Source organism: Thiocapsa rosea, from assembly GCF_003634315.1.
Classification (GTDB): domain Bacteria; phylum Pseudomonadota; class Gammaproteobacteria; order Chromatiales; family Chromatiaceae; genus Thiocapsa; species Thiocapsa rosea.
The window spans coordinates 50,439-64,483 of the sequence record NZ_RBXL01000001.1; the positions used below are offsets into that span (position 1 = coordinate 50,439).

Annotated in this window: 10 protein-coding genes; 5 read left to right on the top strand and 5 right to left on the bottom strand. The window is 63.9% G+C overall.

Annotated elements, in window-relative coordinates:
• Positions 1-5 precede the first annotated feature (5 nt).
• From BDD21_RS00270 to rpoE, 3 genes are all read right to left on the bottom strand, one after another.
• Complete coding sequence (locus BDD21_RS00270; RefSeq protein ID WP_170164651.1) at positions 6-977, bottom strand: MucB/RseB C-terminal domain-containing protein; 972 nt, start codon at positions 975-977, stop codon at positions 6-8.
• Positions 961-1,521 carry a sigma-E factor negative regulatory protein gene (locus BDD21_RS00275; protein ID WP_120795446.1) on the bottom strand — a complete coding sequence of 187 codons (561 nt, stop codon included), beginning with the start codon at positions 1,519-1,521 and terminating at the stop codon, positions 961-963. The genes BDD21_RS00270 and BDD21_RS00275 overlap by 17 nt, the downstream gene beginning before the upstream one ends.
• 148 nt (positions 1,522-1,669) lie before the next feature.
• Positions 1,670-2,248 carry an RNA polymerase sigma factor RpoE gene (gene rpoE, locus BDD21_RS00280; RefSeq protein WP_120795447.1) on the bottom strand — a complete coding sequence of 193 codons (579 nt, stop codon included), beginning with the start codon at positions 2,246-2,248 and terminating at the stop codon, positions 1,670-1,672.
• 268 nt (positions 2,249-2,516) lie between these two features.
• Here rpoE and nadB point away from each other — a divergent pair, with 268 nt between their 5' ends.
• Together nadB and ppsA are read left to right on the top strand one after the other, a co-directional pair.
• On the top strand, positions 2,517-4,145 hold the full coding sequence (nadB, locus tag BDD21_RS00285) for an L-aspartate oxidase (protein ID WP_120795448.1): 1,629 nt from the start codon (positions 2,517-2,519) through the stop codon (positions 4,143-4,145).
• A 354-nt stretch (positions 4,146-4,499) separates the two neighbouring features.
• The gene (ppsA, locus tag BDD21_RS00290) at positions 4,500-6,878 is read left to right on the top strand and encodes a phosphoenolpyruvate synthase (RefSeq protein ID WP_120795449.1); all 2,379 of its coding nucleotides are present in this window, start codon (positions 4,500-4,502) and stop codon (positions 6,876-6,878) included.
• A 229-nt stretch (positions 6,879-7,107) separates the two neighbouring features.
• On the opposite strand, the gene BDD21_RS00295 is transcribed toward ppsA, so the two are convergent.
• Together BDD21_RS00295 and BDD21_RS00300 are read right to left on the bottom strand one after the other, a co-directional pair.
• A complete protein-coding gene (locus tag BDD21_RS00295) occupies positions 7,108-7,797 on the bottom strand; it encodes a hypothetical protein (protein WP_120795450.1) in 690 nt (229 codons plus the stop codon).
• An 82-nt stretch (positions 7,798-7,879) separates the two neighbouring features.
• Positions 7,880-9,742, bottom strand: coding sequence for a phosphoenolpyruvate carboxykinase (GTP) (locus tag BDD21_RS00300; protein ID WP_120795451.1), 1,863 nt, complete (start codon positions 9,740-9,742; stop codon positions 7,880-7,882).
• Positions 9,743-10,069: 327 nt separating this feature from the next.
• Here BDD21_RS00300 and BDD21_RS00305 point away from each other — a divergent pair, with 327 nt between their 5' ends.
• From BDD21_RS00305 to BDD21_RS00315, 3 genes are read left to right on the top strand one after another with little or no spacing between them, the layout of a single operon-like run.
• Entirely contained in the window at positions 10,070-11,125 is a 1,056-nt protein-coding gene (locus BDD21_RS00305; RefSeq protein ID WP_245969347.1) for a cytochrome c3 family protein, read from the top strand.
• A complete protein-coding gene (locus BDD21_RS00310) occupies positions 11,125-11,790 on the top strand; it encodes a cytochrome b/b6 domain-containing protein (protein ID WP_120795452.1) in 666 nt (221 codons plus the stop codon). The genes BDD21_RS00305 and BDD21_RS00310 overlap by 1 nt, the downstream gene beginning before the upstream one ends.
• The gene (locus tag BDD21_RS00315) at positions 11,787-13,979 is read left to right on the top strand and encodes a cytochrome c3 family protein (protein ID WP_120795453.1); all 2,193 of its coding nucleotides are present in this window, start codon (positions 11,787-11,789) and stop codon (positions 13,977-13,979) included. Before BDD21_RS00310 ends, BDD21_RS00315 begins: the two co-directional genes overlap by 4 nt.
• Positions 13,980-14,045 lie beyond the last annotated feature (66 nt).

Sequence of the window (14,045 nt, forward strand, 5' to 3'; positions counted from 1 at the left end):
GCGAACTACTCCGGCGTTCTCTCGACATGCCGAGCACCGCGCACGGCGGCTTCGACGGTCGCGGACGGGACCTCGCCGACAGCGGTAATCTGGTAGCCGTCGACTTGCCGACCGGCCGCATGCACGGCGCCGATGTGGGTCGATCCGCTCAGGCCGTCGCGTGTATCGTCTTCGATATAAACGGAATACGCTGAAAGTCTGTCGGTAAAGAGAAAGTGCTCCACCGCCGCACCGCTCGGGTGGTCCATTACGCCGTGGCTGACCAATTGGAAGCCGAGCGGGCGCTCGTCGAAACGCCAGCGGCCCTCCTCCCGGGCTGCCGGGGCGCCGCGCAGCCCGGCGGCCGCATCAAGACTTGCAGGCACGGCCGGAGCATCGGTATCGATCGTAATGGCGGTGAACATCAGCTGCTCCAGCGAAGAGCCATTGCTGTCGATCAGATCGGACTTCAGCGGAAGGAAGGTCTCTTGATCGAGATAGAAGCGGTACCCGTACCTCAGGTCATCGCGTGGGATGATCCCGACCACCTCCGTGTCGCGCCCGGCAACCCGCGCGACCCCTTGGATCTCGATGCGATAATGATCGCCGAGCTGCTCCGGGGCGATGCCGTCGGTGTTCAAAAGCCCGCCGGCTCCGGACGGCCGTTTAACGGAAATCGGATGTCCGTCGGGCAGCACACACATCACCCGATCGCGCTCGCGCGTCACGGCCTTGACCGGACCGCTCAGGGAGAGTAACCGCTCCTGGACCTGTCCCTTCTCGTAGCGATGCACCAGGTGCAGCGCCTCGAGACGATTGTCGTGGGAATAAACCAGTGTACCCTCGTAATTGAGCGACCTCAGTGCCTCTGACATGCGCTGAAGAAGGTCGCTCGCGCGTTGGGTCACCTCATCGGCAAGGCTTGCCTGGGCCAACAGCGAGAGTACGAGGAACAGGCCCAGCCGGGCCGGACAACAGGGATTAACGGCCCGCTTCATAGCCAACGAAGGTCGCATAAGGCAGCATGCCCTTGGCCCCGGTCGTCGGGGCGGTCTCTTGATGGGTCACGAGGTAGAGATCCAGTTTGTTGGCCAGCTCGGGATGGTCCAGATCCCAACGCTTCGCGGGGATCGCAACGGCAGCCGGCTGCGCAGCAAAGGTCGGCGCCGTAGCGGGAACATTCGGCAGCGAGCCGACGCCGTCGAAGAGACTGGGAACCACGAATACCGCAAGAAAGGCGGCCGCTGCAGCCAGCGCAATCCCGGCGATCGGGCGCCTGGCTCTGCGCCGACCGGGCTCCTGGAGGCGTGGAGCAAGGATGACGGGCTCATGGGCGATCCGCTCGCGAACCGCATCGGCAACCCCGCGATAGGATCCTTGGACGGACTCGCCGCGAATCGCCGAACCGATGGCGTGAAAGCGCTCCCACGTACCCCGCAGGTCGGGGTCGTGCACCATCGCATCGACGAGGCGCGCGGTACCGGCGGAATCGAGCACGCCGTCCTGAAGCTCGGAAATGCGTTGTCGTAGCTCGTCGCTCATTGCTGCATGCCTGGGCTGAGAATTCGTGTGTTGGATGGCCGGCACCGCGGGAACAACTCAAGCGCCGCGGTCGGTCGATGAAGCCGCCGAACGGATCCTGCTTCCCATGACGCAGACCGCTCGCTGCCGTTTTGACGCCTAAGAGCCGTCATGGTTCGAGGAGCGGCCTCAACCGCTTGTCGATTGCATCGCGGGCACGGAAGATTCGCGAGCGCACGGTGCCGATCGGGCAGGCCATCGCGGTCGCGATCTCCTCGTAGCTCATGCCCTCGAGTTCGCGCAAGACAATCGCCGTGCGCAGATCCTCAGGGAGGTCGTCGAGCGCACGCTGCACGGTCTGCGCGATCTCGTCGGTCAGGGCAAGACGCTCGGGGGTGCCCGAATCGCGAAGGCGAACGCCCATATCCATCTGCTCGGCGACCTCGGCCTCGACATCGTCCCCCGGAGGACGGCGTCCCTGAGCCACCAGGTGGTTCTTCACCGTGTTCACTGCGATGCGATAGAGCCATGTGTAAAACGCACTCTCGCCACGAAATGCCGGAAGCGCGCGGTAAGCCTTCAAAAAGGCATCCTGGCTGACGTCCATCACCTCGCTCGGATCACGAATATAGCGGGAGATCAGATTCGCCACCTTTTGCTGATACTTCAACACCAGGAGGTCGAACGCGCGCTTGTCGCCGTTCTGGGCGCGCGCAACGAGCACCTGATCGGCGGTGCGCTCAGACATGGACGCAAGCCCTGGCGCTGCTGACCAGCAATTCCGTTGGCATGGACAATTCCCCGATTCGGAAGTTCGTGAGCCCCCTCACGTGCGGCCGAGGCCCCCTAAATAAAGCGACAAACCTTGATCCCGCCCATGAAATGGGTGAGTTTACGGCGAACCGCCCCGATCGCCCAACTCAACCGCAGAGAACGCGGTCGAGAGCATCGCGAAGGGATCGAACCTCAACCCGCCCGCCCCCAACGCCCGTGCGCCCCAAACGAAGGTTCCCAACATGCCAGCCACGCCTCATCGCTACGACGTCCTGATCCTCGGCAGCGGCGCCGCCGGATTAAGCCTCGCGCTGCGCCTGCACGAAGACCTTTCGGTCGCCGTGATCTCCAAGCGCGAGCTCAGGGAAGGCAGCACACTCTATGCGCAAGGCGGCATCTCGGCCGTGCTGGATGCGACGGACTCGATCGAATCCCACGTCCAAGACACCCTGAAGGCCGGCGCCGGGCTCTGTGACCGTCGCGTGGTCAAGCACATCGTGGAGCGCGGACCGGACAACATCCGCTGGCTGCTCGATCAAGGCGTGGAGTTTACACGCGACGAGGCGAGCGCATCGACAGGCGGTTATCACCTCACCCGCGAAGGCGGTCACACCCATCGCAGAGTCATCCACGCCGCCGACGCAACCGGCCGCGCCGTGGCAACGACGCTCGAAGCACAGGTGCGCGGCAAGCCGAACGTGACCCTGTTCGAGCAGCACATCGCCGTCGACCTCATTACCTCCAAGCATCGCCCCGGCAAGAAAGACCATCGCTGCCTCGGTGCCTACATCTTGGATTTGGGCACGGGACAGGTCGAAGTCTACCTTGCACGTTTTGTCGTCTTGGCGACCGGGGGTGCCAACAAGGTCTATCTCTACACCAGCAACCCGGACGTCTCCACCGGCGACGGCATCGCGATGGCGTGGCGGGCCGGGTGTCGGGTGGCGAACATGGAGTTCATGCAATTTCACCCGACCTGCCTCTATCACCCGGAGGCGCGATCCTACCTGATTACGGAGGCGTTGCGCGGAGAAGGTGCGCGTCTGTTGCTGCCCGACGGCGAGCGCTTCATGCCTCGGTTCGATCCACGTGCCGAGCTCGCCCCGCGCGACATCGTGGCCCGCGCCATCGACCACGAGATGAAGCGCCTCGGTACCGCTTGCGTTTATCTCGACATCTCGCACCGGCCGGCCGACTTCGTCATCGAGCATTTCCCGACCATTTACCAGCGCTGCCTGGAGCTCGGAATCGACATCACCACGGATCCCATCCCGGTGGTCCCGGCGGCACATTACACGTGCGGCGGCGTGATGGTGGATGACCGAGCCCGCACCGATCTGCCCGGCCTCTACGCAAGCGGCGAGACCGCGTACACGGGTCTGCACGGAGCGAACCGGATGGCGAGCAACTCCCTTCTCGAGTGCCTGGTGTACTCCGAGCTCGCGGCGAAAGACATCGCAAGCCTGACGAACGAGATTCCGCACCCGCCCGAGGTGATGCCCTGGGACGAGAGCCGAGTGACCGAGCCGGACGAAGAAGTGGTGGTGACACACAACTGGGACGAGCTGCGTCGTTTCATGTGGGACTATGTCGGCATCGTGCGCACCAACAAGCGCCTGCGCCGCGCCAAACGCCGTGCAGATCTACTCCAACAGGAGGTCATCGAGTACTACAGCAAATTCCGAATCAGCAACGACCTGATCGAGCTGCGCAACCTGCTCGAGGTGGCGGACCTGATCATCCAATCGGCGCTGCGCCGGCGCGAGAGCCGCGGGCTGCATTACACCCTGGATTATCCGGACAAGGACGCGACCCAGCGTACCCCGACCATCCTGATCCCGGACAGCTACCGACCACGCAGCGGCGACTGAGCCTGCACCGTTTCGAGCCCGAGCGGCTTCGGCTCGGTGGACTTTGCGCTCGCGCGTCCACCCTACCGGCGGAGATGACGAGCAACACGCGGAAAACAATACTCAAGATTGACTTAGACCGAAGGCGACCATTTTCGAAGTAGGTTATATTGCCGCGTTACGTCGGAGCGCTTACGGAGATCTTTGCGGGCATCAGTGCGCTATCCGATTCGATGCGTCGCCCGACCCGACCGTCGCGCACCTGCGGCACAACGGCACCGCCCCGGTTCCGCCCGCCTCCGATCGCCTCCGATCGGTTCCGCCCGGCTCCGATCGGTCCCGCCCGACATCCCCCGCAATTGGAGAACGATCAAGATGACCGACTATGTCCGCTGGCTGAGCGAGCTCGGAATGGACGACGTCCCCGTCGTCGGCGGCAAGAACGCGTCGCTCGGCGAGATGATCCAGAACCTCACCGACGTGGGTGTTCAGGTGCCGGGCGGATTCGCGACGACCGCCGACGCCTACCGTGAGTTTCTCGCCAAAGACGGACTGGACGAGCGCATCCAAGCGGTTCTCGACGCACTGGACGTCGACGATGTCACGGCGCTCTCCCAAGCCGGTCCGCGCATCCGCGGCTGGGTCATGGAGCAGCCCTTCCCGGCGGCACTGGACGCGGCGATCGACGATGCCTTCGCCCGCCTGACCGCCGAGGCCGGCACGGCTGCGGTCTCCTGGGCCGTGCGCTCCTCGGCCACTGCCGAGGATCTGCCCGACGCCTCCTTCGCCGGCCAGCAAGAGACCTTCCTCAACGTCGAGGGTCTGGACAATATCAAGCACCGGATCAAGGAGGTCTTCGCCTCCCTATTCAACGACCGGGCCATCTCATACCGCGTGCACCAGGGCTTCGAGCACCGCAATGTCGCCCTCTCGGCCGGCATCCAGCGCATGGTGCGCAGCGATCTCGCCGCATCCGGCGTCATGTTTACCCTGGATACCGAATCAGGCTTTCGCGACGCCGTCTTCATCACCTCGAGCTACGGGCTCGGCGAGATGGTCGTGCAGGGCGCAGTCAACCCGGACGAGTTCTATGTCCATAAGCCGACGCTCGCCGCCGGCCGTCCCGCCATCCTGCGCCGCAGCGTGGGCGACAAGGCGATCCGCATGGTCTACGACGGTACCGCGGGCACCAAGAGCCCGGTGCGCACCGAGGACGTCCCGGAGGCCGATCGCCTGCTGTTCAGCATCACGGATGCCGAGATCGAGCAGCTCGCACGCCAGGCTGTGCTGATCGAGCAGCACTACGGCCGTCCGATGGACATCGAATGGGCGAAGGACGGCAACGACGGCAAGCTCTATGTCGTCCAGGCGCGTCCCGAGACCGTGCAGAGCCGCTCGGGCAACGTGATCGAGCGCTATGTGCTGCGCGAGAAGGGTCCGGTGCTCACCACCGGGCGCAGCATCGGCAGCCGCATCGGCGCCGGCGCGGCCAAGATCGTCTCGAGCATCGCCGACATGCACCGTGTCGAGGCCGGCGACGTCCTCATCACCGACATGACGGATCCGGATTGGGAACCGGTGATGAAGCGCGCGGCGGCCATCGTCACCAACCGCGGGGGCCGCACCTGTCACGCCGCCATCATCGCCCGCGAGCTGGGCGTGCCCGCGGTGGTGGGCTGCAACAATGCGACCGATGTGGTGAAGGACGGCCAGCTCGTCACCGTGAGTTGCGCCGAGGGCGACACGGGTCTCATCTACGACGGCAAGCTGGCGTTCGACTACAAGACCGTCGAACTCTCGGCCATGCCCGAGATCCCGGTGAAGATCATGATGAACGTCGGTAACCCGGACCGCGCCTTCGCCTTCGCGGCGACACCGAACGCCGGTATCGGTCTGGCGCGTCTGGAATTCATCATCAACAACATGATCGGGATCCACCCGAAGGCGCTGCTCGAATTCGACCAGCTCCCGGCGGATCTGAAGGCGCAGATCATGCCGCGCATCGCCGCCTACACGAGCCCACGCGAGTTCTACATCGCCAAGCTCGCCGAGGGCATCTCGACCCTGGCCGCCGCCTTCGCGCCCAACACGGTCATCGTGCGCATGTCGGATTTTAAGTCCAACGAGTATGCCAATCTGATCGGCGGCAAGCGCTACGAGCCGGAAGAAGAAAACCCCATGATCGGCTTCCGCGGCGCCGGGCGCTACGTGGCACCGGACTTCAAGGCATGCTTCGAGCTCGAATGCGAGGCGCTCAAGCGCGTGCGCAACGACATGGGCCTGACCAATGTCGAGATCATGATCCCCTTCGTGCGGACCCTCAAACAGGCCAAGGCGGTCGTCGAGGCGCTCGCCGAGCAGGGACTGGAGCGCGGCAAGAATGGGCTGCGGCTCATCATGATGTGCGAGCTGCCCTCCAACGCCGTGCTGGCCGAGGAGTTCTTGGAATACTTCGACGGCTTCTCCATCGGCTCCAACGACATGACCCAGCTCACGCTGGGACTGGACCGCGACTCGAGCCTGGTCGCCGAGAGCTTCGACGAGCGCGATCCCGCCGTGAAGAAGATGCTCTCGATGTCGATCGCCGCCTGCCGCGCCCAAGGCAAGTATGTCGGCATTTGCGGGCAGGGCCCGTCGGACCACAAGGATTTCGCCGACTGGCTGCTCAAGCAGGGGATCACCAGCATCTCGCTCAATCCGGATACCGTCATCGATACCTGGATCTATCTGGCGGAGCAAGCGAAGACGCTCTGAGGCTGAACCGCGTCCCCGCGCGTGCTTGCGGGTGCCGGGGTCAACATGCCTTCGGTCACTTCCGGCGCGGTTGTAGGGACGCGGTTCAGAACATCAGGTCATCGAGTGGACAAGCGCCGTAGGGTGGACAAGCGCAGCGCAGTCCACCAGCGCCGGAGCAGGGTTCGGTGGACTTCGCGTTCGCTCGTCCACCGGACAGAAGTCCCCGGCCGCATGACGAATAGGTCGGTCACCTACGAGACCGCACCTCGACCTTGACCAGCGGATGGGCCGCCCCGTCGCGTACAACGGCTCGGTTCCAGGGCACCAAGGCCGTTTGAACGACCTCGCGAAATCGCGCGCACGCAGAGTCGTCCAAACCCACGGTGATCAGACAGCGATAGCCACGAATCCCGAAGCCATCGTCCGCGCGCACCTTCAGGTCGTAACCTGCCGCCGGAATGCACTCTTCCCTCAGGCAGTCATCCATGACCTTACCAACACAGGCCGTCATCGTCTCGATGCCCGGGTCGGCGACGTAACGCGAGCCGGTCCAGCCGAGCCGCCTCAAGCGAATCGCTTCGTCGGGCGCCGCGAGGAGCTGCTGCCGCCGTTGCGTGATCCAATCCCCCGCCACAAGCTGCAAGGCCACCGAGGCCACGGACTCGGATGGAAAGCGCTGACCGGCCAGCGCGACGACCGGGCGAGGAACAAAGGTGCCATAGAGGCGCATCGTCCGATCCATGCATGACGCCCCTGACGAACGATCGGCAAGCGCATACCAGCGCCGCGCCTCGGCCATCGCATGCGTATCGCGCACAGACACCTCGCCGTCCCCGCCCAGCACCCAGCCGTCGGGCCAGAGCGCGACCTGATAGGCCGGTAAGGCCGCAACGACACGGACGGCCCCATCCGGCAGGCTTGCGGCGTTTGCGTCCATGACCGATCGCTTAAGCCGCAATGACGACAGGGACGCAAGCAGTCTCGACGGACCGGCCGCGAAGGATCGGTTCGGCACCCGATCAGATCCTCTTGGTGCTGGACAGATCCCAGAGCGCCGGCGAGTGAAAGAGCCGGGCCAGCTGAAGCTCGCGCTCGCTTTCCAACTCGCGCGGCATGTGATCGCCGAAGCGCGTGAAGAGCTCCTCCTGATCATGGGTCTCCAGTCGCGCCGCCTCGCGCTCGATGTTCATGATCGAGTAGAAACGCTCGCGATCGAAATCCAGCCCGTCCCAGTTGAAGGCATCGTAGTCCGGGATCCAGCCGATCGGGCTCTCCACGGCCGAGCCGCTGTCGCTGCAGCGTTTGACGATCCACTCGAGCACCCGCATGTTCTCGCCGAAACCGGGCCAGACGAAACGCCCATGTTCGTCCTTGCGGAACCAATTGACGCGGAAGATCCGCGGCGGGGTGGAGACGCAGCGCCGGCCGATCCGCAGCCAATGCCGCCAATAATCGGCCATGTTGTAGCCGCAGAAGGGCAGCATGGCCATGGGGTCGCGCCGCACGGCCGCCTGCCCGATCGCCGCGGCGGTGGCCTCCGAACCCATGGTGGCGGCCAGATAGACCCCGTGCTCCCAGTTGTAACTCTGGAACGCCAGCGGGAAATGCCGACTGACCCGCCCGCCGAACAGGAAGGCACTGATGGGCACGCCCTTGGGGTTCTCCCATTCCGGATCGATCGAGGGACAGGCCGATGCGGGCGCGGTGAAGCGCGCGTTCGGATGGGCCGCAGGCCGACCGCAACCCGGCGTCCAGTCCTCGCCCTTCCAATCGATCAGATGATCGGGTGGCTCCCTGGTCATGCCCTCCCACCAGACGGCGCCGTCGTCGGTGAGTGCGCAGTTGGTGAAGATGGCATTGGCGCGCAGCGCCGCCATGGCGTTGGGATTGGAGTCGTCGTTCGTGCCGGGTGCCACACCGAACAGGCCGTATTCGGGATTGATCGCGTAGAAGCGCCCGTCGGCGGGATTGGGCTTGATCCAGGCGATGTCGTCGCCGACCGTGGTGATCGTCCAGCCCTCGAAGCCCTTGGGCGGAATCAGCATGGCGAAGTTGGTCTTACCGCAGGCGCTCGGGAAGGCGGCGGCGACATAGCGCTTCTCGTGCTCGGGCGACTCCACGCCCATCACCAGCATATGCTCCGCCAGCCAACCCTCGTCGCGCGCCATCACCGAGGCGATGCGCAGCGCGAAGCACTTCTTGCCGAGCAGGGCGTTGCCGCCGTAACCGCTGCCGAACGACCAGATCTCGCGGGTCTCGGGGAAATGGGCGATGTATTTGTCCTCGATGTTGTTCGCACAGGGCCAGGGCACGTCTTGCTCGCCGGGTTGCAGGGGCGCGCCGACCGAATGCACGCAGGGGACGAAATCCCCGTGTTCGCCCAGGGTATCCAGCACGCGCTGCCCCATCCGGGTCATGATCCGCTGATTCACCACGACATAGGGCGAGTCGGTGATCTGTACACCGATATGCGCGATCGGCGAGCCGATCGGGCCCATGCTGAAGGGGATGACGTAGAGCGTGCGCCCGCACATGCAGTCCTTGAACAGACCCTTGAGCAGGGCCTTCGCCTTGCGCGGCTCGAGCCAGTTGTTGGTCGGACCCGCATCTTCCTCGCGCAGCGAGCAGATGAAGGTTCTGTCCTCGACCCGCGCCACGTCGCTCGGATGAGAGCGTGCGAGGAAGCAGTTGGGATGCTTCTCCGCATTGAGCCGGACGAAGGCACCGGCATGAACCATTTCGGCGCAGAGTCGGTCGTACTCCTCTTGAGAACCGTCGCACCAATAAACGCGATCGGGTCGGCACAGCTCGGCCAACTCCGTCACCCAATCCAGGAGATGACGATTTTGCGTACGGGTCTCCCCGTCGTGCCTGGTGGTCATGCCGGGCTCCTCATCGTGATCGTTGAAGGGTGCGCTGAACGGCTGTGCTACGGAAGAGAATACATTCGGGACGATCACGGCGCATCGTCGAGCGCTCGCCACCCGCTCGGCCGGATTCCTGCGCGCGGCGCCTCGCGGATTCGGCGGCGGTCCTGCTCCGACACAGGCCGATGCTCGGCGTGGATGCTGGAACCCGGTGATGAGCGCGCGTAAGATCGTCCTCGATAGCGGCGATTTCCCGACGTCTCTCCCCATGGCCGGCCTCTGTTGTGTCGAGGACACCAACGACATCCGAAGGCCGAAACATCACGGCAATCAGGATGCGACATGAATGCCTCACGCGACCGGGCGGCCCGACAGGGAGCCCAATTTCACTCCGATGACCCGCGCCGGACCCCGACAGGTGGACCCGGATCGACGCCGGCCCGCGTCGTCCGCTTCGGCTGGTCTCTTGCGCTCTGGCTCTGTCTCTTCGCGTTCGGGGCAAGCGCCGAGCAGGCCGCCGCGGCGATCACCGAGCCGGTCGGCGACGCCGTCGACAGGCAGCTCGCCGACGCCGCGGCGGATCGACACACCTGCCTGCGCTGCCATGCCATGCCCACCCTCGCCTACCGTAACCCTGAAAACGGCGACATCGTCGATCTGTCGATCGATCGCGAGGGGCTCGCGCACTCGGTCCACGGCGAGCTGGCCTGCATCGACTGTCATCGCCGCAGCTATCGGCGCTATCCGCATCCGGACCGACCGGCTCCGGGGGATCTGGACTGTATCGGCTGTCACGAGGACGAAGACAACAATCTGAGCCGGGGTTGGGTCGACATCGATGCCGAGTTCAAGCGCAGCGTCCACGCGATCTCGGACTCGCAGGAGGCCGCTGACTTTAGTTGCCACTCCTGTCACGACCCGCATCGCTTCCGCCCGGCCGCGGTCGGAGAGCCGCTCGTTCAGATCGTGCGGAACCACAACGCGGTGTGCGTGTCTTGCCATGAGGAGTTGGTCGCACCCTTCAGCACGAGCCATGACTGGCTGCCGAATCGCGACGCCCACTGGGGCTCGGTGCGGTGTGTCGACTGTCACACACCCGTCGCACTCTTCGCGAACCACGAGATTCTTCCGGCCGAGGAAAGCGAGAAGAATTGCGTGAGCTGTCACTCCGCCGACGCGCAGCTCCTCGCACGTCTCTATCAGTTCCGCTCCGAGGAAGATATCGCCCGCAGCGGCTTGCTCGCCAAGGCCATCTTCAACGAGGCCTATGTCGTCGGCATGAGCAAGAGCCCGGCGCTGGACCGACTCAGCTTGATCATTATGGGACTGATGGTCCTGCTGCTGGCCGCGCATGGCGTCGGTCGCTATCTCGCCCGCCGGGCGAACAGGAGGGCATGATGACATCGCTGTATCTCTATCCGGTCTGGCTGCGGCTCTGGCACTGGATCAACGCGCTCTTGTTCCTGACCCTGATCGCCTCCGGGGTCAGCATGCATTACGCCGGCGCCGATTGGTTGATGCCCTTTGCCACCGCGCGGGTCGTGCACAATACCGCCGGGATCTTGCTGACCATCGCTTGGATCGGCTTCGTCGTCGTCAATGCCAAGAGCGCGAATGCGCGCCACTATCGCATCCGATTTCGTACACTCATCGGAGATTTGACCGCCCAAACACGCTACTACATGGTCGGAATCTTTCGGCTCGAGCCGCATCCGTTCCATGTCACCGAGGCCATGAAGTTCAACACACTTCAACAACTGAGCTACCTCGGCGTCATGTACGGCCTGATGCCGATCCTCATCCTCAGCGGATGGGCCTTTCTCTATTCGGTCTATCTGCCGGAGACCCTCTTCGGCCTCGGCAGCGTTTGGGTCGTCGCCATGACCCATGTCGTCGTCAGCTATCTTCTGGCCCTCTTCCTTTTGGTGCACATGTATATCATCACCACCGGCGATACGGTCTTTTCGAATCTCCGCGCCATGATCACCGGTTGGCATCGCGAATCCGACCCGCCCCGTACCGAGACTTCGACCCCGGCTCCGGCCCCGCGTGAGACGCCATGAACGCATTCGCCAAAACCCTGCTGACACCCAAGAACGCACGTCGGCTTCTCATCACGTTCGCGGTGGGGCTGCTCGTCCTCTTCGTCCTCTACAAGGTGGTCTATCCGATCGCTTTCGACGCTTACGTGGGGAAATCAAACGCGCCTTTGACCTATGCCAACAGTCGGCCGATCACGGAGCAGGAGCTCGAGGCGATGGCGACCGAGCTCTCGCTGAGTGCGCGCCGCACGGCCGCCGAGGCGATCGTCGGACCCGACGAGAATGCCTTCGCCCGTCGGGTCAAGGTCGAAATGCTCATGAACACGCAGTCCTTCATGCGCAAGCACGAGCCGACGCATATCAAATATTTTCGTGATGCGAAGATCCTGCAGTACGAAGGCCCCAAGACCTGCCTGCAGTGTCACGCCACCATCCAAGTCCGGCATCACGACGGGCGTACCTCCGAGGTCGACACGCTCGACGACATCGTCAACTCGGTGCATTTCAAGTTCCAGAGCGATGCCGGAGGCGGCTTCTCGACCTACGGCTACGACGGACGCCAAGTGAACGCCGAGGGCAGCCGTCCGATCCCGGTCGGCAAGATCAACCGGGCCTGCGGCATCCCCGGCAGCTTTTCCTGGACCGGCTGGGCAGCGCTGGTGGAGAGTCGACCTGAATCGACGCATGGCGAGGTCGCGTTACGCAGCGAAGGCTGCGGCCAATGCCATATTGGCGGCAACTATCACCCGGCGACCGAAAAGATGATGCCGATCGGTGATGTGCCCGCTGTCGCCAAACAGGGCATCGACTGTCTGATCTGTCATTCCGCCGAATACGATATGAATCAGCGGTACGTGATCGAAGATCGTGTCGGGCTGCGCTGGAATCAGGATCGCACGATGCGCGCCGCCCTCACCGTAGGGCGCTCGACGACCAAGAACTGCCTCAACTGCCATCAGCACAACATGGGCGGGGATGCCTATCTGCACAACGACGCAGCAAAGGCGCTCGGGGAGAAGCACCAGCGCCTCCTCCATACCGGCGCCAAGCGCGGCAATCCTTTCAGCCCGCAGGACGACGTCCATGCCGCGGCGGGTCTGCAATGCACCGATTGTCATGTCCCGGAAGGCCACAAGATTCCGCGCGGTCGGATGGGTGTCGATCTCGTCGCCAACGATCTGCCGGATGTCGAGGTCTCGTGCGTGACCTGTCACAGCATCGCACCGCACAACCGCTCCGAGCACAAGGCGTTGCTCAACGGGCATCTCGATCGGATCGCCTGCGAGACTTGTCATATTAGGGAGCTTCAGGACAACAACGTCGTGCTCCGCGATTGGGTTCACCCGACCTGGGATGCGGAGGAAGGCATTTTCACACCCACCGACATCTATCGCTCCGGCGAGGTCAACAAGGGGTTCACCTTCCTCTGGTTCAACGGCAACGGAACCTTCCTGGCAAACGCCTTGGGCAACAATCCGAACGGCTCGACCGAATACGACCCGCTGATGCAGCAACTGGCCCGCATCGATGATCCGGAGATCGTCGCCGCCGTGCGCGAGAAGGCGATCGAGCTGAAAAAGACCTACCCCGACATCGACGTGGATGCCTACGTCGAGGCCGCGACCGACCCGCTTTCCCAGCTCACGCCCGAGCAATTGGAGGAGCGGCGCCGGATGCTGGATCAAAACCTGCGTGCGCACATGAACGACGGGGAAAGCCGCATCTATCCCTTCAAGCTCTTCAACGCCATGATGTACGAAGACATGGGGAATCAAGGTCCGTTCGGCGCCATGATCCTGCCGTTCGATTACGCGACCTACTACGAGACGGGAGACACGGCCGCCTCCGTCAAACAGGCGATCCGCGACCCCATCGTACGGCGCATGTATCAGGAGCCGTTCAAGCGCTATATGATGGACGAGTTCATGGCCTATTTCGGTGTCAGCGGTGGATGGAAGACCGATTATCCGCTGGTCGACGGGGAGCTTAAGAACGTCGAGCCCAAGTGGATGCGTCAGATGGGGTCGCTGATGGTCAATCACGGCATTCAACCCGCGGGCCGCGACTGCGTCGAATGCCATGCCCCGAACGGGATCCTGAACTATCGTGCCTTGGGCTATTCGGAGAAGCGCGCGGCGGAACTCGAGAACCTCGACATCGTCGAGAATCTCCGCCCCGCGGCAAGCGCCTCCGCACGAGACGGCAGCTGAGCAACGGCTTGTCCGGCCGACGCGTCAAGATGACGCCGACCGGGTCACCCGACATCGGGAGCACCG